Here is a 25,874-nt window from a genome sequence, read left to right as displayed (position 1 = left end):
CCACCCGCAGGGAAGGCCCTCCATGATCACCGCTTTTGTACTCATCCAGACCGACTCAGCCAGGATCCCGGAATGCGCCGAGGAAATCTCCGAGATCGACGGCATCAGCGAGGTCTACTCAGTGACCGGCGAATGCGACCTGATTGCCATCGCACGGGTGCAGCGCCACGAGGACCTCGCCGATGCGATTGCCAACCGCCTGTCCAAGGTCGACGGCGTGATCGGAACCACCACGCAGATCGCGTTCCGTGCCTACTCGCAGCATGACCTGGACGCGGCGTTCTCACTGGGCTTCGACAGCTAGCAAACCTCCGGCGGCCTGCCCGCCGACGCTTACTGCGTAACGGCCACCCATCGGTCCAGCGCCGCCTGCGCGGCACCGCTGTCGATCGAGTCGCAGGCACGGACCAGGGCGCGGGACAGCCGGTCAATCAGCGGGCCGTCCGCCTCGCTGTCCAGGGCCACCAGAGCCGCGGCCGCGTTCAGTACGACGGCGTCCCGCACCGGCCCCTTGTCCCCCGCCAGCACGCTTCGCACCACTGCCGCATTCGCGGCGGCGTCACCGCCCCGCAGATCCTCCAGCGTGGCCCGGCTGATCCCGAGATCCAAGGGATCCACTACGGACTCCTCTACGGCACCGTTACGGACTTCCCAGACGGTAGAGACACCGGTGGTGGTCATCTCGTCCAGCCCGTCGCCGCCGCGGAACACCAGGGCGCGCACACCGCGCCGGGCGAGCACGCCGGCCATCAGCGGTGCCAGCCGGGCGTCTGCGACACCAATGGCCGACGCGCTGGGGTTGGACGGATTCGTCAGCGGCCCCATGAAGTTGAAGGCCGTGGCCACCCCCATCTCGCGGCGCGGTACGGCGGCGAAGCGCATGGACGGGTGGAAGACCTGGGCAAAGCAGAACGTAATGCCGGCTTCAACAGCAGCCTGCGCCACCCGCTCCACGGAGAGATCCAACCGGACCCCCAACGCTTCAATAACGTCCGCGGATCCGGAGGCCGACGACGCAGCACGGTTTCCGTGCTTGACCACCTTCGCGCCCGCTCCGGCACACACGAGGGCAGCCATGGAGGAAATATTGACGGTGTTGTGGCGGTCCCCGCCGGTGCCCACGATGTCGAGGGTCTCCCCCGGGATGTTGATCGGCCGGGCACTGGCAACCATGGCCTCGACCAGCCCGGTGAGCTCATCCACGGTTTCACCCTTGGCCCGCAGCGCCACCAGGAACCCTGCAATCTGGGAGTCCGTGGCGTTGCCGGCCATGATGGTGGCCATCGCCCATCGGGTCTGCTCGGTGGAGAGGTTTTCGCCTCCAATGAGGGCATTAATCAGGCTCGGCCAGGTGTCACCGGAACTCGGAATCGTAGTCACACACCCTAGGTTATCTACGTTTCGTAGAAAAAGCTGATTTCTTTCTGTGAGGCCTATTTCCGCGCCAATACAGGGATCCGGGGCGTCGCGGCCGACTTTGGACGCGCCGTCGGCCCTGATCTGTTGGAGAACTGGGCAGTTTTACCGCCATAATGTCTATGTGACAACAGCGACCCATGCCCCCAGTACCCCGGCTCACCCCACGCTGAACCGCCCCAATATGGTTTCCGTAGGAACCGTGGTGTGGCTCTCCAGCGAACTGATGTTCTTTGCTGCTCTCTTCGCCATGTATTTCACCCTTCGCTCGGTCTCGAGCGATCTGTGGGCCATGGAGACCGAGAAGCTGAACGTTCCGTTCGCTTTCGTGAACACGGTGATCCTTGTTTCCAGCTCCTTCACCTGCCAGTTCGGCGTCTTCGCTGCAGAACGACTTCAGGCACGCCGCACCGGAGGGCTCCTGAAGTTCTCCCGTTGGGGCATGACTGAGTGGTTCCTGCTGACCTTCGTACTCGGAGCCATCTTCGTCTCCGTACAGGCCTACGAATACGCCATGCTCGTGTCTGAAGGCGTCTCCCTCTCGTCGAACTCTTACGGTTCCGCGTTCTACCTCACCACCGGTTTCCACGGCCTGCACGTGACCGGCGGCCTGATCGCGTTCCTCTTCATCATCGGCCGTGCCTACGCCGCCAAGCGCTTCGGACACTTCGAAGCAACTTCGGCGATCGTAACCTCGTACTACTGGCACTTCGTTGATGTGGTCTGGATTGCCCTGTTCGTCATCATTTACTTCCTCAAGTAACACTGCTTGAGGATCGCACCCCACGAAATACTTCAAAGTGGCACAAGTTTCCCAAAGACCACATAAGTTAGGAACTACGAAGTGAAGGCACTATCGCAAAGGCGGCGTCATCCCCTCGCAGCAGTCGCGCTGCTGCTGCTGGGACTCCTCGTTACGGGTGGTCTCTATGCCGTAGCCAACGGAGCCAACCAGGCCCAGGCTGCTACCACCACGTACACTGCCGAAGACGTCAGCGAGGGCGAGAAGCTCTTCGTCGCCAACTGTGCAACGTGCCACGGCATTGAAGCCACGGGCACCGAAAACGGTCCTTCGCTGGTAGGCGTCGGCGCAGCATCGGTCGACTTCCAGGTCGGCACCGGCCGCATGCCGATGGCCATGCAGGGCCCGCAGGCCCAGGAGAAGCCGGTCCAGTTTGACGAAGACCAGACCGCTGACCTGGCTGCCTACGTTTCCAGCCTCGGTGCCGGACCTTCGGTTCCGGACTCGGAATACCTTGAGTCGGACACCACCGACGAAGAGGCAGCCGCCAACGGCGGTGAGCTGTTCCGCGTGAACTGCGCCATGTGCCACAACGCAGCAGCTGCCGGCGGTGCACTGACCCGGGGCAAGTTCGCTCCGAGCCTTGACGGCGTCAGCGAAAAGCACATCTACGAGGCCATGGTCACCGGCCCGCAGAACATGCCTGTCTTCAGCGACACCAACATCACGCCCGAGGACAAGCAGGACATCATCACGTTCCTCAAGGACATCGAATCCAGCGGCTCCCCCGGTGGGGCCCAGCTGGGCTCGCTCGGTCCGGTATCCGAGGGTCTGTTTATCTGGACCGCCGGTCTGGGAATCATCATCGCTTTCACCATCTGGTTGACCTCCCGGTCTTCCTAACCACAGCCGCGCTCACCTCCACGGGTGACATCACAGTTACATATAGGTCTATAAATGCAGTTTTCAGAGAAGGATGAGGGGGATCATGGGCGACCATAGTCACGGCAGTCCGAACACCTCGGGCACCGTCGCTACGGCTGGCCAGGGAGATGAGGAGAAGTTCCAGAATCCGGGACTTCCCCCACACCGCCCTCGTCTAGCCGACACAAATCCCCGCGCCGAAAAGCGGGCAGAGCGGCAGGTGGCGAGCCTGTTCATCGTGTCGATCATCGGCACCATCGTATTTTTCATCGGGTACTTCAGCATCCACCTGGATGATGCCAGCATCGCTGAACTGCGGCTGCAGAACATCCTCCTGGGACTCGGCACCGCGTTCGCGATGCTCGGAATCGGCGTCGGTATTGTCCACTGGGCAAAGACGCTTATGCCGGACCACGAGGTCACCGAAGACCGTCACGAGATCCGTCCTGAAGAGGACCGCGTGGTCGCGGAGAAGATGGTTGGGGACATCATCGAGGAAACGGGCATCAAGCGCCGTCCCCTGATCCGCAACACGCTCCTCGGCGCCATGGTCCTGGCACCGCTGCCGGCCATCGCCGTCTTCCGGGACCTCGGCCCGCTTCCGGGCGACACCCTCCGCCACACCATGTGGAAAGAGGGCACCCGCCTGGTGCGCGACCCCAGCGGCACCCCCATTAAGGCTTCGGATGTCACCCTGGGCTCGGCGTTCCACGTCATCCCGGACGGCCTGAACGATCTCCCCGAGCACAAGCTTGAGGAAAAGGCCAAGGCCGTTGTCCTGCTGATGCGCCTGAACCCCGAGGACCTGAACCCCTCCCCCGGACGCGAAGACTGGGCAGTGGACGGCATTGTCGCCTACTCCAAGATCTGCACGCACGTTGGATGCCCGGTTGCCCTTTACGAGCAGCAGACGCACCACCTGCTGTGCCCGTGCCACCAGTCGACCTTCGATGTCACGCAGGAATGCAAAGTCATCTTCGGACCGGCCGGGCACGCACTGCCGCAGCTGCCGATCGAGGTCGACAGCGAAGGCTACCTGGTCGCCCAGCGCGACTTCGAAGAACCTGTTGGACCGAGCTACTGGGAGCGTGGCTGATCATGAGTGTTCCCTCTGCCACCCCTTACGAGGCCAAGACCCGTCTGGGACGCGTCACCAACTTCGTTGACTCCCGGGTCAACGGCTCCGGCATAGTCAAGGGGCTGGGCCGCAAGGTCTTCCCCGACCACTGGTCGTTCATGTTCGGCGAAGTTGCTCTGTACTGCTTCGTCATCCTGCTGCTGACCGGAACGTTCCTGACGTTCTTCTTCGATCCGTCCATGGCGGAAACGCATTACGAAGGCAGCTACGTGCCGCTGCGCGGCGTCGAAATGTCCGTGGCCTATGAGTCCTCCCTGAACATCTCCTTCGATGTCCGCGGCGGCCTCTTCATGCGCCAGGTACACCACTGGTCGGCCCTGCTCTTCGTAGCAGCCGTCTCGGTGCACATGCTCCGCGTGTTCTTCACCGGCGCCTTCCGCAAGCCCCGCGAACTCAACTGGGTGGTGGGCGGCGTCCTGCTGATCCTGTCCCTGGCTGCGGGCTTCACCGGCTACTCCCTCCCCGATGACCTGCTCTCCGGCAACGGCCTGCGCATCATCGACGGCGTCATCAAGTCGGTCCCGGTGGTAGGCACCTACATCAGCTTCTTCCTCTTCGGAGGTGAATTCCCCGGAACCGCGATTATCGGCCGTCTCTACATGCTGCATATCCTCCTGGTTCCGGCGCTGATCCTGCTGATGATTGCGATCCACCTGTTCATGGTGGTTATCCACAAGCACACGCAGTTCCGCGGCCCCGGCCGGACCAACAACAACGTTGTCGGCTACCCGGTCGGCCCGGTCTACGCAGCGAAGGCCGGCGGCTTCTTCTTCATCGTCTTCGGCGTGATTGCGATCATTGCGGGCTTCTTCACCATCAACCCGATCTGGAACTACGGTCCCTACGATCCCTCCCCCGTGTCCGCCGGTACCCAGCCCGACTGGTACATCGGTTGGGTCGACGGCGCCCTGCGCCTGATGCCCGGCTTCCTCGGCGCGTTCCCGCTGGAATGGGTCATCCCGTTCCCTTGGGGCGATAACACCCTGTCACTGAACGTGCTGCTCCCGGCCCTGGGCCCGGCAGGCCTCGTCTTCACCCTGCTCTTCGCATGGCCGTGGATCGAAGCCTGGCTGACCAAGGACAAGCGGGTCCACAACCTGCTGGACCGCCCGCGCAACGCGCCGTACCGCACCGCCGTCGGCGTTGCAGGCATCACGTTCTACTGCGTCATGTGGGCTGCTGCCAGCTCCGACCTCATCGCCACGCACTTCCACGTGTCGCTGAACGATGTGACGTACTGGCTCCGCGTCCTGTTCTTCGTCGGTCCGATCCTGGGCTTCATCATTGCCCGCCGCATCGCCCTGGCGCTGCAGCGCAAGGACCGCGAGATTGTCCTTCACGGTGTTGAGAGCGGCCGTATCGTCCGTCTCCCGCACGGTGAGTACATCGAGGTGCACGAGCCGCTGGACGAGTACAAGCGCTACCGCCTGGTGGACTTTGACTCCTACAAGGCACTCCCGGCCCAGCCGGACGCCAACGGCAAGATCTCCCGGAAGGAGAAGCGACGCGCCAAGCTGTCCCGCTTCTTCTTCGAGGACCGCGTTGCTCCGGTGACGCCGTCCGAACTGGAGAACGCGCATCACCACGAATCGCCGTCCGAGGTTGCAGCCAAGGCTGACGACCAGGCATCGATCGAACAGCACTAACCGCAAGGCAGTGCAGAAGAGGGCCCGACCGGATCATCCGGTCGGGCCCTCTTCTTTTGTTTGTCCATCGGCAATGCGCCGGCGGTCAGCCGGTTGAGTCGGTTAGGCCAGCGTGAAGGGGTGCTTGGCCGGAAGCGGGTACCGCTGCTTCAGGGCGGACAGGTCCGCCACGGGTGCCGATCCGATGGTGAGCTTGGTGAAGTCGAGCAGCGGATCCCGGAGCACTACCTTCAGGCCTGCGACTGCCTTGTTCACGTCCGGGACCAGGCAATAGATATTCAGCTTCCGCGGTGCGAACTCCGTGTGGTCCACCTCCCCCAGCCCCCGCCACAAGAAGTACGAGGAAATGGCCTGGGTGGCCTTGTGCTCGAGGTAGCGGTCCCGCTCCGTGCCGCCGGCGGTCTTGAGCGCGTACTGGACGATGACCCAGTGCTGGTCTGCCGGATCTATCTCCGCGTACCCCTCTTCCTCCGAAGTGACGACAAAGGCGTGCAGAAGGCCCTCCGCGGCTTCCGGTGCCACCTCCTGGACCTTGGCCGAGCCCTCGTAGCCCACGGGACCGGAGGAAAGCATCAGCTGCCCCTCGTCCTCGTCATATAGGGCCTCACGGAAGTGGAGCACCCCCGCCTCGTCGCGCTTGTACATCCGAATGGTGACCATGGTGGTGTTCCTCTTCCTGCTGTGGGGTCTGAACGGGGGCTGCGGCCCCCTGGGCGGCGCTCAGGCGTTCGGGCGCCGGCGTGGGTGGTAAGAGCGTGGGGTGCGTACTCCGGGCCGTTGCAGCGGCACCCAGAGCTTGTAGCGGTCCGCCCGGTAGTAGGACACCGAGTAGTCGACCATTGCCCGTGACACGTAGGCGTGACGCTGGATCTTCAGCACCGGTGCGCCCAGCTCAACGTTGAGCAGGCGTGCGATGGAGGCCGAGGCAGCCGTTGCCTCAATGGTGTCCTCGCCCCACTCCATCACCAGGCCGTACCGTTCGCTCAGCACGTTGTAGAGCGACGTCGGCGGCTCTTCCTCGAGAATGCCAGGGACGTAGTGTGAGGGGATAAAGTTCTCATCCACACTCATCGGTTCGCCGTCCGCCAGCAGCTGCCGCCGGAACCGTATAACCGGCTGGCCCGGTTCAATCTGGAGTTCACGAGCTACCAGCTGCGAGGCACCGATCTGCTCGAAACTCAGGACGTGTGCGGCAGGGACCATGCCGCGGCGGTGCATTTCCTCGGAGTACGAGGTCAGCTGAACCTGCAGGTCCATCTTCGTCCGTGCCACGAAGGTCCCGAGCCCGACGACGCGCTCCAGCACGCCGTCCGCCACCAGGGCGTCCACAGCCTGGCGGATGGTCATGCGGGCTACGGAGAAGTGCTCGGAGAGCTCGCGCTCCGACGGGATGATCTCCCCTGCCCCGGCATGGCTTTCCACGAACCGGCGGAGGATGCCTTGGAGCTGCACGTGCTTGGCGACGCCCGTGCCTGGATCAATGCCCTCGGTCATCAGGCGCAGGCGGTGGTTGCTCACCCGCGGTATCCCGAGCGAATGAACGGATCCGTAACGTGCATCTTTCTATTCCGCCCCTCCGGCTGGGAAAAACTGCTGCCGTCTAAGGATACCGGCATCCCGCACCACCCCTCCCCTACCGCACTCCTTGCCCTGCCGCGGCGGGCCAAGGCAAAAAGGAAGGACCCGCAGTCTCCTGCGGGTCCTTCCTCTTTATGCTGTTATGCAGTCCCTAGTGGGCGTGGTTTCCGCGGCTGTACTCGAAAACCCAGCCAACCAGTGCGATGACGGCCAGGCCGGCGCCGATGTAAAGGATCCACCAGCCGACTGCCATGCCCAGGAAGCCGATAGCGGCAGAGGCACCCAGCAGCAGCGGCCACCAGCTCCACGGGCTGAAGAAGCCCTGTTCGCCGGATCCTTCGTGGATCTCGGCATCCAGGCGATCCTCGGGCCGGGGGCCGACGCGCTTACCGGTGAAGCCGATGTAGTAGGCGATCATGCCGGACATGCCGCCGGTGAGGAAGAGCGCCAGGTAACCGACGGGCTCCATCCAATCGACCATGTAGCCGTAGACAACACCGACGACGATGAAGAACGGCGTCATGTAAGCGAAGAGCTTAGTCTCAACCTTCATTAGACTTTTTCCTTCCGGTCGCCGGGGCCGAATACCTTGGCAGCGGCGGAATCGTCAGTGACGTGCTGCTGCAGTTCGGGGTGGTGCAGGTCCAGCGCCGGACGCTCCGAACGGATCCGGGGCAGCGAAGTGAAGTTGTGGCGCGGCGGCGGGCAGGAAGTTGCCCACTCGAGCGAGCCACCGAAGCCCCAGGGGTCATCCACTTCAACCTTCTTGCCGTGGCGCCAGGTGATGTACACGTTCCAGAAGAACGGGATCATCGAGGCACCCAGGACGAAGGAGGCGATGGTGGAGAACTGGTTCATCGCAGTGAAGTTGTCTTCCACCAGGTAGTCGGCGTAGCGACGCGGCATGCCCAGGACACCCAGCCAGTGCTGGATGAGGAAGGTGCCGTGGAAGCCGATGAACAGGAGCCAGAAGTGGATCTTGCCCAGGCGTTCGTTGAGCATCTTGCCGGTCCACTTGGGCCACCAGAAGTAGAAGCCTGCGAACATTGCAAACACCACGGTGCCGAAGATGACGTAGTGGAAGTGGGCAACCACGAAGTACGTATCCGAGACGTGGAAGTCCAGCGGCGGGGAGGACAGGATGATGCCGGTCAATCCACCGAAGAGGAACGTAATGAGGAAGCCGATGCTCCACAGCATGGGGGTCTCAAAGGTAATGGACCCCCGCCACATGGTGCCGATCCAGTTGAAGAACTTCACGCCCGTAGGCACCGCGATCAGCATCGTCATGAAGGCGAAGAACGGCAGCATGACTGCACCGGTCACGTACATGTGGTGCGCCCAGACCGTCACCGACAGTGCGGCGATGGCGATGGTTGCGTAGACCAGGCCCTTGTAGCCGAAGATCGGCTTGCGGCTGAAGACCGGGAAGATCTCGGACACGATGCCGAAGAACGGCAGGGCGATGATGTAGACCTCGGGGTGGCCGAAGAACCAGAACAGGTGCTGCCACAGGATGGCGCCGCCGCGTTCCGGATCGAAGATGTGCGCTCCGAAGCGCCGGTCGGCGCCGAGGGCGAACAGTGCAGCCGCCAGGGGCGGGAACGCCATCAGGACCAGGATGGCCGTGACCAGCGTGTTCCAGGTGAAGATCGGCATGCGCCACATGGTCATGCCCGGGGCACGCATGCAGATGATGGTGGTGATGAAGTTGACAGCACCGAGGATGGTACCGAAGCCCGACAGTGCCAGGCCGAAGACCCACAGGTCTCCGCCAACGCCCGGAGAGAACGTGGTGCTGGACAGCGGGGTGTAGGCGAACCAGCCGAAGGACGCAGCGCCCTGCGGCGTAATGAAGCCGGCAACGGCGATGGTGCTGCCGAAGAGGAAGAACCAGAACGCCAGGGCGTTCAGCCGCGGGAAGGCGACATCCGGTGCGCCGATCTGCAGGGGCATGATGACATTCGCGAAACCGGAGAACAGCGGGGTGGCGAACATCAGGAGCATCACGGTGCCGTGCATCGTGAACAGCTGGTTGTACTGGTCCTTGGTCTGCAGGATCTGCATACCGGGCTCAAACAGCTCCGCGCGGATGACCAGTGCCATCACGCCGGCGAGGCAGAAGAAGATAAACGAGGAAATCAGGTACATGTACCCGATCGTCTTGTGGTCAGTGGACGTGATCCAGCTGACAACAATTCGTCCCTTGGAGACGGGTACTACGCGAGGCGCAACCCTGGTGCCGGAATCTTCCGAAGTGTATTCGAGAGTAGTCATGACGTCACCTACTTCCTAACTTCGCTAGATTCTGAGTTGTACTGGCGGTCGTAGTCCCCGTCGACCTGCCCGGTGGGCAGTCCGGCTACGTACTCGTCGTACTCGGCTTCGGTGACAACCTCGACGTTGAAGAGCATTTCGGAGTGGTACTCACCGCAGAGCTCGGCGCACTTACCGTCGAAGGTGCCGGTCTTACCGGTTTCGAGGGTGATGACGTTGGTGCGGCCGGGGTAGACGTCCATCTTCTGCAGGAACGCAGGCACCCAGAAGGAGTGCTGGACGTCGCGGGTGTTCAGCTGCAGCTCGATGGTCTTGTCGACGGGGAGCACCAACGTGGGGAACTCATCCTGGTCGACTTCCTGGCCGTCAAGGTTGACCTGAACGCCCTGGTAGTACTTGTCTTCGTTGACATAGTTGAAGTCCCAGGACCACTGCTTGGCGCGCACATCAATAATGACCCGGTCCGGGTCATCGCTGGTTGCATTGATCGCCTTGATGTCCTGGTTGGTGAAGTAGAACAACACCAGAACCATGAACAGCGGCACGGCCGTGTAGAAAATCTCCAGCGGCAGGTTGTAGCTGAGCTGGCGCGGGTACCCGGTCTCGTTCTTGCGACGGCGGTAGGCAACCATGCACCACAGGAGCAAAGCCCAGGTGAGGATACCAACAGCCAAGGCAGCGATCCACGAGTTGACCCAAAGGTCAATGATCCGGCCGGTGTGGTTAGTGGTGTCGCGGTCCGTCGGCAACCAGCCCGTTTGAGCCTCCGATGAACACCCCGATAAAAACAACGCGCCGGCCGACGTTACGGCTGAGATCTTTAAGATCCTGGCGCGTCGGCTGCTGGTTCGGTCCTGCGAACTCACAGACGGCCCTTCCTCTTGTTGCGTGCAAGTGCTGTCCGTACGGAGACAAAAAAGTTCCCCGTTACGGACATTAGTTTTACTACTACGTGTAGAGCTTACCCGTACGCGCGGCGATCCAGTGACAGATCACCGCCGCGCCGGGCGTTTAATGCTCCTGTTACGGGCCGCCGCAGCCATGGTTCCTAGTGGAAGGAATCTCCACAGGCGCATGAGCCGCCGGCATTGGGGTTGTCGATGGTGAACCCCTGCTTCGAAATGGTGTCCTCGAAGTCGATCGATGCGCCGGACAGGTAGGGAACGCTCATCTTGTCCACGATGACCTCGACGCCGTCGAAGTCACGGACGGCGTCGCCGTCGAGGACACGCTCGTCGAAGTAGAGCTGGTAGATGAGTCCCGAGCAGCCACCGGGCTGGACTGCCACACGGAGACGGAGGTCTGTTCGGCCTTCCTGCTCCAGCAGGCTGCGGACCTTCTGTGCGGCTACATCCGACAGCAGTACTTCGTGTACGGGCAGCTCGGCCTCTGCTGCGGCGGTCTTGTTTTCGCTGGTGGAAACGCTCATAGTTTCTCTCTTTCCTCAGCTGGTCTTTCCGCGTGCACACCTTGAATCGCCTGCCGCGGGCCGGACCAGTGTCTCAATGGTACGTCTGCTGACCCCCAACGATCTAACAAGTGCCGGGCCTAAAGGAATTCCCGCCCGGCACTTGCTTTGGTCCTGTTTCCTAGCCTGCAACGGCCCCGAGGCGGGCGAGGAGCAGCGCTTCGGCCAGGATGGCGTTCCGGAAGTCGCCGAGGTCCAGTGATTCGTTGGCGCTGTGGGCGCGTGAATCCGGATCTTCGACGCCGGTGATCAGGATCTGCGCCTCCGGGAACAATTCCACGAGGTCCGAAATGAACGGGATGGATCCGCCCATGCCCGATTCCACCGGCTCCACTCCCCACGCCCGTTCGAGGGCCCACAGCGCGGTGCGTGCGGCGCTGGCGCTGGTGTCGGTGGCGAAGGCATTGCCCTGCTCCCCCGGTGTGAAGGTGACCTTGGCACCGAAGGGAGCGTGGGCCTGGACGTGTGCCTCGACGGCTGCCATGGCTTCCTCCGGGCTCTGCCCGGGGGCCAGGCGCAGGCTGAACTTCGCGCGGGCCTTCGGCTGGATGGTGTTGGAGGACATCGCCACTGTCGGCACGTCTATGCCGATGATCGACAGGGCGGGTTTGGTCCACAGCCGGGACGCAATGGAGCCCGTTCCGGCCAGCCGGACGCCGTCGAGCAGCGACGAATCGGCACGGAAGTCCGCCTCGGGGTAATCCACTGCGGCGTCGTCGCCGGACACCAGTCCGGTGATGGCGACGTCGCCGGCGTCGTCATGGAAGGTCGCAATCAACCGGGCCAGCAGGGTGGGCGCGTCCAGTACCGGACCGCCGAACATCCCGGAGTGCACGGCGTGGTCCAGCACCTGGACCTCGACCGTCCCGTCCACCAGCCCGCGCAGGCTCGTGGTGAGCGCCGGTACGCCTACCTTCCAGTTGCCCGAATCGGCTACCACAATGACGTCGGCGCGGAGCAGGTCCTGGTAGGTCTCCAGGAAGGTGCGGAAGGTCGGGGATCCGGCTTCTTCCTCACCTTCGATGAACAGGGTGACACCGACGCCGGACTCCTCCCCCAGGACGTCTTCCAAGGCACGCAGCGCACCGATATGGGCCATGATGCCGGCCTTGTCATCCGCAGCGCCGCGGCCGTAAAGCCGTCCGTTGCGCTCTTCGGCGGTGAAGGGGTCGGACTCCCAGAGGTCCGGGTCCCCGGGCGGCTGGACATCGTGGTGGGCGTACAGCAGGACGGTGGGCGCGCCGGCCCGGGCGGGACGGCGGGCGACGACGGCGGGGCCGCCGGGGGTGCCGTTGTTGTCCACGCGCAGCACCTGGACGTCTTCGATGCCGGCCTCGCGGACCAGCTCGGCGACGGCGGCGGCGCTGCGGTTGAGGTGCTCGGGATCAAAGGAGTCCCACGCGATGCCCGGGATGCTCACCAGGGATTTGAGCTGCTCGACGGTCCGCGGGAAATCCGCGGCCACGCTGGCACGGAGGGCGTCTTCGTGGACATCCGCGGATGAGGGATTTGCGTCTGGAGTGGGGTTGGAAGTCATAGCCAAAACCCTACAATCATTCACGGTATCCTTGGGATGTGTTCGGACGAAAGAAAGAAGCGCCCACCGCGCAGGAAACTGTGGACCAGGCAGCTGCCGCTGACCAGGCAGCCAACGTACGGGTGGGCAAGGGTGCCCCGACGCCCCGCCGAAAGGACCAGGTAGCCGCCCGCCGGCGGCCGCTGGTGCCTGATGACCGGAAGGCGGCCAAGGCTGCCAACCGCGAGGCACTCCGGGAGGAGCGGCTGAAGACCCGCCGCGCGCTGGACACCGGCGAGGAGCGTTACCTTCCCCTTCGGGACAAGGGCCCCAACCGCCGGTTTGTCCGCGACATTGTTGATGCCCGCTGGAACATCGGCGAATTCATCATGATCGCTGCGCTGGTGTTCGTCCTGTTCAGCTTCATCCAGAACATCGATGTCCAGCTGATTGTTATGGCGGCGTTCTGGGTGCTCATCCTGTTGGTCATTGCGGACAGCTTCATGCTGCGCCGGCAGATCCGGAAGCGCCTGACGGCCAAGTTCGGCGGGCCCAACCCCGGTGATGTCTGGTACGGGGTTTCCCGGTCCCTGCAGCTGCGGCGTTTCCGCCTGCCCAAGCCGCAGGTCAGCCGCGGCCAGTACCCCTCCTGAGGTTTTCCAGGACAACTTCCGTACGAAATGAAAGGGCCGCCCGCGGGCGGCCCTTTCATTGCTTTAACGGCGGGACCGGGCCAGGCCCCGGTTGATCCGTGCCGCCCAGAACGGACCCTCGTAGAGGAACGCGGTGTACCCCTGCACCAGGACAGCGCCGGCGTCGAGGCGCTCCTGCACATCGGCAGCCGTTTCCACTCCCCCGACGGAAATGATCGCCGGGCCGTCCTCCCCCAATGCGGTGCGGAGCCGCCGCAACACCTCGAGGGACCGTTTCTTCAGCGGTGCACCGCTGAGCCCGCCGACGCCGCAGGCAATGACGCGCTCCGGGTCCGTCACCAGGTTTTCCCGGGTGATCGTGGTGTTGGTGGCGATCACGCCGTCAAGCTTCAGGGCCAGGGCGAGCTCGGCGACGTCGTCAATGTCCGCGTCGCTCAGGTCCGGGGCGATCTTGACCAGCAGCGGGACGTGCCGTCCTGCGGCCTGGTCTGCGGCGCTGCCCACCTGGGCCAGCAGCGGGCGCAGCGTGGAAATGTCCTGCAGCAGCCGCAGCCCGGGCGTGTTGGGTGAGCTGACGTTTACGGCGAGGTAGTCCGCGTGCGGGGCGAGGGTCCGGGCACTGGCGAGGTAGTCCTCAACGGCGTCCGTGAGCTCGACGGTTTTGGTCTTGCCGATATTGACGCCGATGACGGGGCGCGGCGTCCCGAAGGCTTTTGCCAGTGCCGTCCGGGCTTTGTCCAGGCGGGGCGCCACGGCGGCGGCGCCGTCGTTGTTGAATCCCATCCGGTTGATCACCGCCCGGTCCTCGACCAGGCGGAACAGCCGCGGCTTCGGATTGCCCGGCTGGGCGGAAGCGGTCACGGTACCCACCTCCACGTGTCCGAAGCCCAGATTGCTGAGGGCAACAATGCCCGAGCCTTCCTTGTCGAATCCCGCAGCCAGGCCGAACGGGGAGGGAAAGGTCAGGCCCAGTGCTTCGGTCCGCAATACCGGGGCAGGGCGCATCAGGCGACGGAGCACCGGACCGGCCGGGGTGCGGGCGGCCGCGCGGATAAGGACAAAACCGATCCGGTGGGCCAGTTCGGGATCCATGCCGGAGAAAACGAGCCGGAAGAAGGTGGGATAGATGCGCATACCTCAAAGATTCCAGAACCGGCACCGCGTGCCAAACCCCAACGGCGAACCGGCGTCCGGTCGGCTAATGTCGGTTGCATGCGCCGTGAACACCCCGACTGGAAACCTGATGTTCTCGGCGACGGATTCCGCAGCCTGACCCTCGAGCTGGGGGAAGACGACGAAGGCCCGGTGGTTGCCACCCTGGTCTCGCACTGCCCGCCGGTTCCGCCCGTCCCGGTCGGGGGCAAAGTGGATGCCGTCCTGTACCTGCACGGATGGAGTGATTATTTCTTCCAGGCGGATCTGGCGCGGTTCTGGGCCGCACAGGGTGCGGCCTTCTATGCCCTTGACCTGCGCAAGTACGGCAGGAGCCTGCGCCCGGGCCAGTCGGAGGGCTATGTAGGCGATCTGGCGGAGTACGACGCCGATATCGAGGCGGCGCTCGAAGCAATGGAGGCGGACCTCCAGGACCGCTGCGGCGCCGGCATGCGCATCACGCTGATGGCGCACTCAACCGGCGGGCTGGTCGCCGCGCTCTGGGCGGACCGATTCCCCGGGCGCCTTAAGGCACTGATCCTGAACAGTCCCTGGCTGGAGCTCAGCGGCAGTTCCATGCTGCGCTTCGCCACCAACGGCCTGCTGGAGCCGCTCGCCCGCCGCAGGCCCCGGACCCGGCTGAAAATCCCGGAGTTCGGTTTCTACTTCCGGAGCATCAGTTCGGCAATGGACGGAGAGTGGGACGTGGATCCGCTCTGGCGGCCGCCGTTCAGCTTCCCGGTCCGCGCCGGCTGGCTCAGGGCTGTGCTCGCGGGCCACGCTCAGGTTGCCCGGGGCCTGGACATCCGGGTGCCGGTGCTGCTGCTGGCCTCCGCGGCCTCCACCATCGCGCCCACATGGAATCCGCTGATGCTGCGTACCGACAGCGTGCTGGACGTGTTCCTGATGGTTCAGCGCGGCGTCCTGCTTGGCCCGGAGATCACCGTGTACCGGTTCGACGGCGCCCTGCACGACACCCTGCTGTCCGCGCTGCCCGTCCGCACCCGGGTCTACGAGGGAATCCAGCGGTGGTCCAGGGCCTTTATGCTCCCGCGCTAGCTCCGGCCTTGTCGACCGCACCGCCGTACCTGCGGTCCCGGCGGGCGTAAATCTCCACCGCTTCCCAGAGGGTCCGCCGGTCCACGTCCGGCCAGAGCGTATCCATAAAGACCATTTCGGCGTACGCGGACTGCCAGAGCATGAAGTTGGAGAACCGCTGCTCCCCCGAGGTGCGCAGGAACAGGTCGACGTCGGGCAGGTCCGGTTCGTCCAGGTACTTCTGGATGGTCTTCTCGGAAATGGACCCCGGCCGCAGCTTGCCTTTCTGGACGTCGGCGGCAATGGCGGCGACGGCGTCGGCGATCTCGGCCCGGCCCCCGTAGTTCACGCACATGTTCAAGGTGCACACGGTGTTGTTGCGGGTTTCCTCTTCCGCGGTCTCCAGTTCCCGCACCACGCTTTGCCACAGCCGCGGACGGCGCCCCGACCAGCGGATCCGCACACCCCACTCGCTGAGCTGGTCCCGCTGCCGGCGCAGCACATCCCGGCTGAAGCCCATCAGGAAGCGGACCTCCTCCGGGGACCGCTTCCAGTTCTCGGTGGAGAACGCGTACACGGAAACGTGGCGGATGCCCATCTCGATGGCGCCGGCCATCACGTCCAGCAGCGCGGCCTCACCGGCGCGGTGTCCCTCGGTCCGGGGCAGGCCGCGCTGGTTCGCCCAGCGGCCGTTGCCGTCCATCACGATCGCCACATGGGCGGGCACCAGTTCGGTCGGAACCTGCGGCGGAACCGCACCGGAGGGGTGCGGAGCAGGCCGGCTCGCGGGTCCTGCCGGTTTGGCGGCGGAAGATTTTGAACGCAAGGTCAGACACGCTCCACATGTTGAAGGGACCGCAGCACCCGTTCCAGGTGCCACTGAAGATATCCGGCCACCAGGCCGGCGGACTCGTGGCGCGGCTGCGGGCCGGATGCGTCGGCAGTGGGCCAGTCGCCGGTGAGCAGCGCCCCCAGCAGCACCATTGTCTCCGGGGACGGCGACGCCGAGCCGGGCGGCCGGCAGGCGGGACAAACAGCGCCGCCCAGCGGTGCGGAGAAGGCGGTGTGCGGGCCAGCGGCCCCGCAGCGGGCGCAGTCGGTAAAACTCGGTGCCCACCCGGCAGTGGACAGGGCGCGCAGCAGATAGGAATCCAGGATCAGTTCCGGGGCGTGGGAACCGCGGCTGAGGGCCGCAAAGGCACCGATCACCAGCTGGTAGTGGGCCTTGGCGGATTCGCCGTCGATGTCGGTCAGCCGCTCCGCGGTCTCGGCAATTGCGGCCGCCGCCGTGTATCGGGCGTAATCTGCTGCGATGCCGTGCCCGTAGGCACCCTTGGTCTGGGCCTGGGTCACAATGTCCAGGTTCCGGCCGTGCGAGAGCAGCAGCTCGGCGACCATGAAGGGTTCCAGCCGGGCACCGAACTTGCTGGAGGTCCGCCGAACGCCTTTGGCCACGGCACGCACCTGCCCGTGCTCGCGGGTGAGGAGGACGAGGATGCGGTCCGCTTCGCCCAGCTTGTGGGTGCGCAGGACAACCGCGTCATCCCGATACGTGCGGGATGCAAAGGATTTGGCCACAGAACCTATTTTCCCACGCCCGGGCACGCCCGGCGGACCGCTGCCGCCCGGCGTGCCTCCGGGCAGCCTAGGAGTGGTCCCGGATGGCCCGGTTCACGGCCGAGATGACTGCCTTCAACGCGGACATGGTTGTGTTGGGATCGATCCCGACACCCCACAGCACCCGCTCCCCCACGGCCAGCTCAACGTACGCCGCAGCGTGCGCGTTGCCACTGGCAGACAGGGCGTGTTCGGTGTAGTCGAGCAGCCGGACGTCGATTCCGTCCTGGCCCAGGATTTCCAGCAGCGCCGCGATGGGACCGGTTCCGCTGGCCATCCGCCGCTTCGCCACTCCGTCCGTACTCAGGGTCGCGGTGAGGTTGAAGCGGCCGTCGGCAGCCGTGTCCGCGTTCACCGAAGTGAGCTCGTAGTGTCCCCAGGCGGCGCCGTCGGACTCCGGTGTGCTCGGCAGGTACTCGTCCTGGAACACCTTCCAGAGCTCGGCTCCGGTGATCTCGCCGCCGGCAGTGTCCGTGCGGCGCTGGATCACCCCGGAGAATTCGATCTGCGCCCGGCGCGGCAGGTCCAGGTTGTGCTCGTTCTTGAGCAGGTAGGCCACACCGCCCTTGCCGGACTGGGAATTCACCCGGATCACGGCTTCGTAGCTGCGGCCGATGTCCTTCGGATCGATCGGCAAATAGGGCACGCCCCACTGCAGTTCGTCCACGGTCCGGCCGTCGGCGGCGGCTTCCTTCTCCATGGCTTCGAAGCCCTTCTTGATGGCGTCCTGGTGGGAGCCGGAGAAGGCGGTGAAGACCAGGTCGCCGCCGTACGGTGACCGCTCGGGCACGGGGAGCTGGTTGCAGTATTCGACGGTGCGGCGGATCTCGTCCATGTCGGAGAAGTCGATCTGGGGGTCAATGCCGTGGCTGAACAGGTTCATGCCCAGCGTCACCAGGTCCACGTTGCCGGTGCGTTCACCGTTCCCGAAGAGGCACCCTTCGATCCGGTCCGCGCCGGCGAGGTAGCCCAGTTCCGCCGCTGCGACACCGGTGCCCCGGTCATTGTGCGGGTGCAGGGACAGGATGACCGATTCGCGGTTGGCAATGTTCCGGTGCATCCACTCGATGGAGTCCGCGTAGACATTCGGCGTGGTCATTTCCACCGTCGCCGGAAGATTCAGGATCATCTGCCGGTCGGGGGATGCCTCCAGCACTTCCCCGACGGCGTCGGAGATACGCAGGGCGAAATCCAGCTCCGTGCCGGTGTAGGACTCGGGCGAGTACTCATAGGTGACGTCGACGCCGCGCAGCTGCTCCTCGTACTTTTTGCACAGGCGCGCACCCGAGAGGGCAATATCCACAATGCCGTCGCGGTCCGTGTTGAACACGACGCGGCGCTGCAGCACGGAGGTCGAGTTGTAGAGGTGGACAATCGCCCGGTCTGCGCCCTCGAGGGATTCGTAGGTGCGCTCAATCAGGTGTTCCCGGGACTGGGTGAGCACCTGGATGGTGACGTCATCGGGGATCCGGTCGCCCTCGATGAGCTGGCGGACAAAGTCGAAGTCCAGCTGGGACGCGGAGGGGAAACCGACTTCGATCTCCTTGAACCCCATCTTCACCAGCAGGTCGAACATCTTATGCTTGCGTTCGGGCGTCATGGGATCGATCAGTGCCTGGTTACCGTCCCGCAGGTCCACGGCGCACCAGCGCGGTGCCTTGGTGAGGACCTTGTCCGGCCAGGTCCGGTCCGGCAGGTCCACGGCAATCTGTTCGTGGAAAGGGACGTACTTGGAGATCGGCATGCCCGAAGACTGCTGTGCGTTACGCATGGTGTTGGTTTGGCCTTTTCTAGTCGATCATCAGAAAGAGTGGCCGGGCAACACAGACTCCGCAGCGAGGGGCGGCCTAAGCAGGTGCTTGTGTGGCCTCGCCGCGGCAGCTAAGGAGGAGGATCTCTGCGTGCACGTGACCAGACTAACATGCAGCCGATCCCGTTTACCGAACGGCTAGTTCCCAAACGCCGTCTGGCACGTAACCTGGGCCGCGGTTTGCCCGTCCAGGTCACCCAGATCGCCCAGGTCCCCCATGGTGGAGCCGCTGGCGAAGTCCGCGCCGATCTGCACCGACACTCCGGTGTAGGCGGCGCTGAGAACCACCTGCACGCCCGGGATGTTCAGTGTCCGGGCCACTTCCTGGGCCATCTCTTCATATCCGTAGCCGTAGAAGATCTGGGTGGCCGGGCTCTGGGACGCGCCTGCGCCGCCGGCCAGAGCCTGGGTGAACCCCTTGGAGGTGAGGTACTCGAGGACCGCGGTGTCGCGGCCGGCGGTGCCCGAAGCGTTGACCAGCGTCACCGGAACCGCAGCGGGGTCCACGGCCGGTACGGCGGGTTCCGCTGTCCCGGGGGTGGCAGGGGTACCCGATTCAGCCGTATCAGTGGCCTCCGGGGACGGGGTTCCATCCGCGGTGATGCCCTGGTCGGAGACCAGCGCGTCGAAGAGCGGCTGGGCCTTGGCTTCGTCGAGGACCAGCCGGTTGGTGTCGTATTCGTACGGCACAACGGGAGCCGTCACGAAGGCAACGTTCCCGAGGTCTACGTCTTTGAGGCGGGTTGCCAGTGCGACCAGGTCGGGGATGTTCGCAAGCTCCTCGTCCACGGTGAGGTTCTTCGTGACGGTTTCCGCAATCGAATAGAGCTTGGGCAGGTTGTTCAGCGTTCCCTCTTCCTTGACCTTCCGAACCATGGAAGCCAGGAAGCTCTGCTGGGCGCGGATGCGGCCTTCGTCGCCGCCGTTGCCGAACCCGTGCCGGGTCCGGAGGAAGGCAAGGGCCTGCTCGCCCTGGACACTGCTCACACCGGCCGGCAGGTCCAGGCCGGAGAGCGGGTCGTCAACGGGCTGGTTGACGCAGACCTCCACGCCGCCGAGGGTGTTCGACAGTTCCTTCACCGCATCGAAGTCGGCCATCATGAAGTGGTCGATCGACAGGCCGGTGACCTCGTTGATGGCAGCAACGGTGCAGCCGGGTCCACCGTTGCCCAGGGCGCCGTTCAGCTGGCCCAGGTCCATGGCGTCATACACCGTGCCGGACGAGGGATCCTCGCATTCCGGCAGCGGGACCAGGAGATCCCGGGGGAAACTGACCACGGTGACGTTCGAGCGGTCCGCCGTGAGGTTCACCAGCATCATGACGTCGGAGTTGTTCGAGTCCTGCCCGTCACGCTGGTCGGTACCGAGCACCAGGATCTGCATGGGATCGGTGTTGGCGTCCACCTGCTCCACCTGTGTGTCGTCGGACCCCAGGTTCAGGGGCTGGGTATCGAAGTTGCCCCTCAGCCTCAGCAGTTGGACGGCGCCGAAGACCACCCCGCCGACCAGGACCAGGGCAAGAGCCGCGGCGATGCCTTTAAGCAGCGGATGGCCGGCGGCGGTTCCACTCGAGAGGTGCCTCCCGCCTGGTTCTGCTGAACCCTTACCTGCAGTCGGTTTTCCCAAGGGGCCGCCGCCCGTTGCGGCACGGCGAGATGACATAGCCGGTCCCCTTCATGAATCAATGTGCTCAAACGAATGCTTCAAAGTGTACGGCCAGCTCCTGTGGATACGGGAGCCGGCCGCTCCGGACTAGAAACCGAGCTTCACCAGCTGCTTGGGATCCCGCTGCCAGTCCTTGGCGATTTTAACGTGCAGGTCAAGGTACACCTTAGTGCCCAGCAACGCTTCGATGCCGCGTCGCGCGGTGGTTCCGACGTCGCGCAGCCGGGACCCGCCGCGGCCGATAATAATGGCCTTCTGCGAAGAACGCTCCACGTAGAGGTTGACCCGGACGTCCAGCAGCGGGTTGTCTTCGCTGCGTCCCTCGCGCGGCACAATCTCGTCCACTACCACTGCAAGGGAGTGCGGGAGCTCGTCGCGGACGCCTTCCAGGGCTGCTTCGCGGACCAGTTCGGCCACCATCACGGCCTCGGGCTCGTCGGTCAGTTCGCCGTCCGGGTACAGAGGCGGGGACGCGGGCATGTGCCCCGCCAGGACCTTCGCCACGGTATCGACCTGGAAGCCGTCGGCTGCCGAAACGGGCACGACGTCGGCCCATCCCGCCTCGCCCAGCACGTCATTGCCCAGTGCGGTGACGGACATCAGCTGCTTGGCCAGGGCGGCGCGGTCCACCAGGTCGGTCTTCGTCACCAGGGCAATCACGGGGGTCCGCTTCAGGGCCGCCAGCTGCGCAGCGATGTAGCGGTCGCCGGGGCCCACTGCCTCGTTGGCGGGCAGGCAGAAACCAACGGCGTCAACCTCGGCCAGGGTATCCGCCACCAGCTCGTTCAGCCGCTTGCCCAGCAGGGTCCGCGGACGGTGCAGGCCCGGGGTATCCACGAGGATCACCTGGGAGTCCTCGCGGTGGACAATGCCGCGGATGGTGTGCCGGGTGGTCTGCGGCTTGGCGGAAGTGATGGCCACCTTGGAACCGACCAGCGCATTGGTCAGGGTGGACTTTCCGGCGTTGGGCCGGCCCACCAGGGAAACGAATCCTGCGCGGAACTGCGGTTCAGTCATTACGGGGTACCAATTCTGTAGAGCGGGTGCGCGGAGCAGGGTTTCTGCCCTCGTCGCTGATTTCTTCGTTTTCGGTGTTCCAGGCCAGCACATGCGAAACGCGGTTGCGCCGGCCCTCCAGCCGTTCGGCGTGCAGGGCGATGCCTTCGACCACTACCTCGCTGCCGACAATCGGGACGCGGCCCAGGGCCTTGGCCAGGAGGCCGCCCACCGTGTCCACTTCATCATCCTCCAGTTCGACGCCGAACAACTCACCAAGGTCGTCGATCCCGGTCTTGGAGCTGACCCGGTAGCGGCCGTCGCCGAGGCCTTCGATGTCGGGGCGCTCCGAGTCATACTCGTCCACGATTTCCCCGACGATCTCTTCGATCAGGTCCTCCAGCGTAACCAATCCCGCGGTTCCGCCGTATTCGTCGATCACGATCGCCACGTGAGTGGATTCTCGCTGCAGTTCCTGCAGCAGCTCGCTTACGGCCTTGGACTCGGGAACATAGCGGACGCTTCGGGCGTAATCTTCGACCTTCTGCACCGAGGCGCGCTCCGGGTCACTGTGCATCTGCGCGGCGACGTCCTTCAGGTAGAGGATGCCCACCAGATGGTCGGCGCTGTCCTCGATCACCGGGACGCGGGAATAGCCCGAGCGCAGGAACAGCGACATGGCCTGGCGCAGCGTGCTGCCGGCTTCGATGCACACCATGTCCGTGCGCGGGACCATGACGGACCGGACTTTGGTGTCGCCGAGTTCGAAGACCGAGTGGATCAGTTCCGCCTCGGTATCCTCGATCATGTCCGCATCGGACGCGCGGTCCAGCAGTTCGCGGAATTCCTCTTCCGTGAAGAACGCGGCATCAGGCCCCTGGGTGCCGGGAGCGACGGCGGTGCCGAGGCGGACGAGCCATCCCGGGATCGGTCCCAGGACGGTCCGCAGCACGCGGACGAGTCCGGCCGTCAGCACAACGACGGCCGTGACGTGCTTGCGGCCGATCTGTCGCGGAGAGACGCCCACGAGGACAAAACCGACGGCAGCCATGGTCACCGTGGCAAGCAGGCCCGCCAGCCAGATATTGTCCAGCAGCAGCTGGAAGAGCGTCGCCACGGACACCGCCATGGCCATTTCGAACCACACGCGCCAGAACCGCAGGGCGTGCATGTGCGCCACCGGGTGCGCCAGGATGCGGCGCAGCGGGGCTCCTGCCTTGCCGTGGAGCAGTGCTTCGGCGTCCTGCCGGGGCAGGTAGCCGTAGGCCGACTCCGCGGCAGTCAGCAGGCCCGCCAGGACCATGAAAGCCATGGCCATGACGATGAGGACACCAATACTCAACTTCGGGTCTCCTTGGGTGCCTGTTTACCCAGGTAGGCGGCAAGGAGGCGGCGCTGGAGACCGAACATCTCCTTCTCCTCTTCCGGTTCGGCGTGGTCGTAGCCCAGCAGGTGAAGGACGCCGTGGGTGGTGAGGAGCAGCAACTCCTCACCGGTGCTGTGGCCGGCGTCGGCGGCCTGCCGGGCCGCCACCTGCGGGCACAGCACAATGTCGCCGAGGACACCGGCGGGGGTGATCCGGCCGGCGGTTCCGGGGCGCAGTTCGTCCATCGGGAAGGACAGCACATCTGTGGGACCCGGCAGGTCCATCCATTCAATGTGCAGCTTTTCTATGGCGTCCTCATCCACCAGGATGATCGACAGGTCTGCCTCCGGATGGACGTACAGGCTGTCCAGGAGGTACCTGCCCAGCCGGGCGAGTTCCTCTTCATCGACGGCCGGTGCACTGGATTCGTTGTTCACTTCGATGCTCATGCGCGGGCCTCCCGGTTGCGTCCGGCGTTGGTGTGGCCGCTGCCGTTGGACCGGGCGCCGTTGTTGGACCGGCCGCCGTCGGCGCGGGCTGCGTCGGAGCGCCGGACCTCGTCCCATTCGCTGTAGGCCGTGACAATGTCACTGACCAGGCGGTGCCGGACAACGTCCACTGCCTGCAGTTCCGAGAATGCGACGTCGTCGATGCCGCCCAGAATGTCGTGGACAATCCGCAGGCCGGAGGCGGTGCCGCCGGGCAGGTCCACCTGGGTAACGTCGCCGGTGACGACCATCTTCGAGCCGAAGCCGAGACGGGTGAGGAACATCTTCATCTGCTCGGGCGTGGTGTTCTGGGCTTCATCGAGGATGATGAACGCGTCATTGAGCGTCCGGCCGCGCATGTAGGCCAGGGGCGCCACCTCAATGGTGCCGGCGGCCATCAGGCGGGGAATCGATTCGGGGTCCATCATGTCGTGGAGGGCGTCGTAGAGCGGCCGCAGGTACGGGTCGATCTTGTCGCTCAGCGTGCCCGGAAGGAAGCCGAGCCGCTCCCCCGCTTCCACTGCCGGCCGGGTGAGGATGATCCGGTTGACCTCTTTTTGCTGCAGGGCCTGCACCGCCTTGGCCATCGCCAGGTATGTCTTGCCGGTGCCCGCAGGACCGATGCCGAAAACAACTGTGTTGCGGTCAATCGCATCCACGTAGTTCTTCTGGTTCAGGGTCTTGGGCCGAATGGTCTTCCCCCGGGTGGAGAGGATGTTCTGCGTCAGGACATCGGCCGGGCGGTGGGTGCTCTGGTCCTTGAGCATGCTGATCAGCTGCTCGAGGACCTGCGGCGTGACGCGGGTCTGGTGGCGGGCCAGTACACGGACTTCGTTGACCAGGCGTACGGTCTGTTCCACCTCCGCCGCGGGGCCGGACACGGACAGTTCGTTGCCCCGCACCATCAGGCTTACCTCGGGATTTGCCGTCTCAATGATCCTGAGCGCCTCATCATTGGCACCCAGCGACTGGACCATGTGCTCCGTCGAGTCAAAGACTATTGTCTGGTTGTCCAGCCGAATGGTGCCGATTTCCATTGAAGATTCGGTCATATAGACGGCCCTTTCAGGCCTTTCATCGCCCCTTATAGAGTCTGGTTCTTAAAGTTCATCGAACTTTTTACGGTGGTGGCGGTTGGTCCGGCTATCCGTCCCGGCAAAGTAAACGCCCCGGTACAGCCGATTATTTCCCGGGACCCGGACGACGCGCCGCGCAGCGCACGCTACCTAAATCTTACTTGATGCTCTCCCCTGCGAACGGAACAGCATCGGGTTTTATCTCGGCCCCGCAACGGTGATGTCTCAATCGTGTTTCAGTCCGGGCGCTGGCCCGCCCACGGCACGGAAGGGCCCCAAAGCATGTGCAAAGGTTGAAGACGTACGTTTTCGAGTTACCCCAGAGGAGGATAGATGGACGCCGGATCCAACAACGCAACGTCCAGTCTCCGAGGGCTTCGCCAGCGGTATTTCCTGGCCGGTTCCCTATTGGCCGCGGCTGCACTGGGGCTGGGTGGATGCGGGGTCGTCGCCGAGAATCCCACCATCACGATGCCATCATCCTTCGACGGCTCAGACGCCTCCGCAGCAGCTCCGATGACGGTCTCCCCGCCGGCGGAAGCGAGTTCCGTCGGAACGCTCATGCCGGTGTACTGGCTGGGACGGAATGACTCGACGGTCAGTCTTTACCGTGAGTTCCTTTCCTCGGACAACACCGGTGATCCCATCGGCGAGGCAGTTCAGGCCATGACGGCGGACCAACCGCTGGACCAGGACTACTTCACTCCCTGGCACGCGGCTGACAGCGTCACCGCATCCATTTCCAGCAAGAACGTCATTACCGTGGACATCTCCTCGGACGCGTTCAAGGGCTCCCTCGACTCGGGCATGGCCCACCGTGCAGTGCAGCAGCTGGTCTACACCGCCACGGCAGCAGCCGCCAACGCTGGGTTGACAACCGTAGGGCAGGAAAGCAGCGTGGCGATCCTGGTCGACGGCAAAGAGGGGTACCGCGCGTTCGGCCACGTAGCCCTGGAGGAGCCCCTGCACAGGGATCCCGCACTGGTGGCGCCAATCTGGGTGATTGATCCGCAGGAATCCCAGATCCGGGGCACCGAGGTCGAGGTCACCGGGACTGCGGTGGCGCAGACGGCTGAACTGCACTGGCGGGCCGAACCGATAGTGGACGGCAGGCCGTCGGCCGGGGCCGTGGCTTCCGGCAGCGTGCAACTGGACAAAGCGCCCGGCAAGACCGGTGAATTCAGCTTCACTGCTTCCCTAGCCCCGGGCGAATACAGCCTCCGGGTCTACTACAACGGGCAGGAAACCGCCGGGGATTCCAAGCGCATTACGGTCTCCGCTTCCAAGCAGGGCCCGGAGGGCTAGCCC

Annotated in this window: 25 protein-coding genes; 8 read left to right on the top strand and 17 right to left on the bottom strand. The window is 64.5% G+C overall.

What is annotated here, in order from left to right:
- Positions 1-22 precede the first annotated feature (22 nt).
- Positions 23-304, top strand: coding sequence for an Lrp/AsnC family transcriptional regulator (locus LJ760_RS07945; RefSeq protein ID WP_227921514.1), 282 nt, complete (start codon positions 23-25; stop codon positions 302-304).
- 29 nt (positions 305-333) lie between these two features.
- Here the strand turns inward: LJ760_RS07945 and trpD are convergent, their stop codons facing one another.
- Positions 334-1,380: an anthranilate phosphoribosyltransferase gene (gene trpD, locus LJ760_RS07940; protein ID WP_227921511.1), complete on the bottom strand. Its 1,047-nt coding sequence runs from the start codon at positions 1,378-1,380 to the stop codon at positions 334-336.
- A gap of 160 nt (positions 1,381-1,540) precedes the next feature.
- Between trpD and ctaE the strand changes: the two genes are divergently transcribed.
- The 4 genes from ctaE to qcrB all read left to right on the top strand — a co-directional run bounded on the left by ctaE (position 1,541) and on the right by qcrB (position 5,866).
- The gene (ctaE, locus tag LJ760_RS07935) at positions 1,541-2,179 is read left to right on the top strand and encodes an aa3-type cytochrome oxidase subunit III (protein WP_227921508.1); all 639 of its coding nucleotides are present in this window, start codon (positions 1,541-1,543) and stop codon (positions 2,177-2,179) included.
- A gap of 81 nt (positions 2,180-2,260) precedes the next feature.
- Positions 2,261-3,061 (top strand): cytochrome bc1 complex diheme cytochrome c subunit, encoded by an 801-nt coding sequence (qcrC, locus tag LJ760_RS07930; protein ID WP_227921507.1) that lies wholly within the window; start codon positions 2,261-2,263, stop codon positions 3,059-3,061.
- 85 nt (positions 3,062-3,146) lie between these two features.
- On the top strand, positions 3,147-4,178 hold the full coding sequence (qcrA, locus tag LJ760_RS07925; RefSeq protein WP_227921506.1) for a cytochrome bc1 complex Rieske iron-sulfur subunit: 1,032 nt from the start codon (positions 3,147-3,149) through the stop codon (positions 4,176-4,178).
- 2 nt (positions 4,179-4,180) lie between these two features.
- Positions 4,181-5,866: a cytochrome bc1 complex cytochrome b subunit gene (gene qcrB / locus LJ760_RS07920; RefSeq protein ID WP_227921502.1), complete on the top strand. Its 1,686-nt coding sequence runs from the start codon at positions 4,181-4,183 to the stop codon at positions 5,864-5,866.
- Between the two features lie 102 nt (positions 5,867-5,968).
- Here the strand turns inward: qcrB and LJ760_RS07915 are convergent, their stop codons facing one another.
- The 7 genes from LJ760_RS07915 to LJ760_RS07885 all read right to left on the bottom strand — a co-directional run bounded on the left by LJ760_RS07915 (position 5,969) and on the right by LJ760_RS07885 (position 12,726).
- A complete protein-coding gene (locus LJ760_RS07915) occupies positions 5,969-6,526 on the bottom strand; it encodes a hypothetical protein (protein WP_227921499.1) in 558 nt (185 codons plus the stop codon).
- A 60-nt stretch (positions 6,527-6,586) separates the two neighbouring features.
- Positions 6,587-7,360, bottom strand: coding sequence for a GntR family transcriptional regulator (locus LJ760_RS07910; protein WP_227922755.1), 774 nt, complete (start codon positions 7,358-7,360; stop codon positions 6,587-6,589).
- Positions 7,361-7,595: 235 nt separating this feature from the next.
- Complete coding sequence (locus LJ760_RS07905; protein WP_227921498.1) at positions 7,596-7,997, bottom strand: cytochrome c oxidase subunit 4; 402 nt, start codon at positions 7,995-7,997, stop codon at positions 7,596-7,598.
- Entirely contained in the window at positions 7,997-9,721 is a 1,725-nt protein-coding gene (gene ctaD, locus LJ760_RS07900) for an aa3-type cytochrome oxidase subunit I (RefSeq protein ID WP_227921496.1), read from the bottom strand. Before ctaD ends, LJ760_RS07905 begins: the two co-directional genes overlap by 1 nt.
- 8 nt (positions 9,722-9,729) lie before the next feature.
- Positions 9,730-10,587 (bottom strand): aa3-type cytochrome oxidase subunit II, encoded by an 858-nt coding sequence (gene ctaC, locus LJ760_RS07895; protein ID WP_227921493.1) that lies wholly within the window; start codon positions 10,585-10,587, stop codon positions 9,730-9,732.
- Between the two features lie 182 nt (positions 10,588-10,769).
- The gene (locus LJ760_RS07890; protein WP_227921490.1) at positions 10,770-11,150 is read right to left on the bottom strand and encodes a HesB/IscA family protein; all 381 of its coding nucleotides are present in this window, start codon (positions 11,148-11,150) and stop codon (positions 10,770-10,772) included.
- A gap of 160 nt (positions 11,151-11,310) precedes the next feature.
- Complete coding sequence (locus tag LJ760_RS07885; protein WP_227921481.1) at positions 11,311-12,726, bottom strand: dipeptidase; 1,416 nt, start codon at positions 12,724-12,726, stop codon at positions 11,311-11,313.
- Between the two features lie 38 nt (positions 12,727-12,764).
- On the opposite strand from LJ760_RS07885, the gene LJ760_RS07880 reads away from it, so the two are divergent.
- Positions 12,765-13,358: a DUF3043 domain-containing protein gene (locus LJ760_RS07880; protein WP_227921479.1), complete on the top strand. Its 594-nt coding sequence runs from the start codon at positions 12,765-12,767 to the stop codon at positions 13,356-13,358.
- A 63-nt stretch (positions 13,359-13,421) separates the two neighbouring features.
- Here LJ760_RS07880 and LJ760_RS07875 read toward each other — a convergent pair whose 3' ends face one another.
- Positions 13,422-14,492 carry a quinone-dependent dihydroorotate dehydrogenase gene (locus LJ760_RS07875; RefSeq protein ID WP_227921476.1) on the bottom strand — a complete coding sequence of 357 codons (1,071 nt, stop codon included), beginning with the start codon at positions 14,490-14,492 and terminating at the stop codon, positions 13,422-13,424.
- Between the two features lie 78 nt (positions 14,493-14,570).
- Between LJ760_RS07875 and LJ760_RS07870 the strand changes: the two genes are divergently transcribed.
- The gene (locus tag LJ760_RS07870) at positions 14,571-15,569 is read left to right on the top strand and encodes an alpha/beta hydrolase (RefSeq protein WP_227921474.1); all 999 of its coding nucleotides are present in this window, start codon (positions 14,571-14,573) and stop codon (positions 15,567-15,569) included.
- Here the strand turns inward: LJ760_RS07870 and LJ760_RS07865 are convergent.
- The 8 genes from LJ760_RS07865 to LJ760_RS07830 form a co-directional block, all read right to left on the bottom strand.
- Positions 15,553-16,374: an isoprenyl transferase gene (locus tag LJ760_RS07865; RefSeq protein ID WP_442860645.1), complete on the bottom strand. Its 822-nt coding sequence runs from the start codon at positions 16,372-16,374 to the stop codon at positions 15,553-15,555. The genes LJ760_RS07870 and LJ760_RS07865 overlap by 17 nt on opposite strands.
- A gap of 2 nt (positions 16,375-16,376) precedes the next feature.
- Positions 16,377-17,126: a DNA repair protein RecO gene (gene recO, locus LJ760_RS07860; RefSeq protein ID WP_227921472.1), complete on the bottom strand. Its 750-nt coding sequence runs from the start codon at positions 17,124-17,126 to the stop codon at positions 16,377-16,379.
- A gap of 67 nt (positions 17,127-17,193) precedes the next feature.
- Positions 17,194-18,936: a 2-isopropylmalate synthase gene (leuA, locus tag LJ760_RS07855; RefSeq protein ID WP_227921469.1), complete on the bottom strand. Its 1,743-nt coding sequence runs from the start codon at positions 18,934-18,936 to the stop codon at positions 17,194-17,196.
- Between the two features lie 177 nt (positions 18,937-19,113).
- A complete protein-coding gene (locus tag LJ760_RS07850) occupies positions 19,114-20,637 on the bottom strand; it encodes an LCP family protein (RefSeq protein WP_227921466.1) in 1,524 nt (507 codons plus the stop codon).
- Positions 20,638-20,727: 90 nt separating this feature from the next.
- Positions 20,728-21,657: a GTPase Era gene (gene era / locus LJ760_RS07845; RefSeq protein ID WP_227921464.1), complete on the bottom strand. Its 930-nt coding sequence runs from the start codon at positions 21,655-21,657 to the stop codon at positions 20,728-20,730.
- Entirely contained in the window at positions 21,650-22,954 is a 1,305-nt protein-coding gene (locus LJ760_RS07840) for a hemolysin family protein (RefSeq protein ID WP_442860656.1), read from the bottom strand. Before LJ760_RS07840 ends, era begins: the two co-directional genes overlap by 8 nt.
- Positions 22,955-22,974: 20 nt before the next feature.
- The gene (ybeY, locus tag LJ760_RS07835; protein ID WP_227921458.1) at positions 22,975-23,451 is read right to left on the bottom strand and encodes an rRNA maturation RNase YbeY; all 477 of its coding nucleotides are present in this window, start codon (positions 23,449-23,451) and stop codon (positions 22,975-22,977) included.
- Complete coding sequence (locus tag LJ760_RS07830; protein ID WP_442860655.1) at positions 23,448-24,527, bottom strand: PhoH family protein; 1,080 nt, start codon at positions 24,525-24,527, stop codon at positions 23,448-23,450. Before LJ760_RS07830 ends, ybeY begins: the two co-directional genes overlap by 4 nt.
- Before the next feature lie 372 nt (positions 24,528-24,899).
- Between LJ760_RS07830 and LJ760_RS07825 the strand changes: the two genes are divergently transcribed.
- Entirely contained in the window at positions 24,900-25,871 is a 972-nt protein-coding gene (locus LJ760_RS07825; protein ID WP_227921454.1) for a GerMN domain-containing protein, read from the top strand.
- The last annotated feature ends 3 nt before the right edge of the window (positions 25,872-25,874 follow it).

The sequence above is a fragment of the Arthrobacter sp. zg-Y895 genome, from assembly GCF_020731025.1.
GTDB lineage: Bacteria > Actinomycetota > Actinomycetes > Actinomycetales > Micrococcaceae > Arthrobacter_B.
The sequence above is the reverse complement of the archived record's forward strand: the minus strand, read 5'-3'. Positions and strand labels throughout refer to the sequence as shown.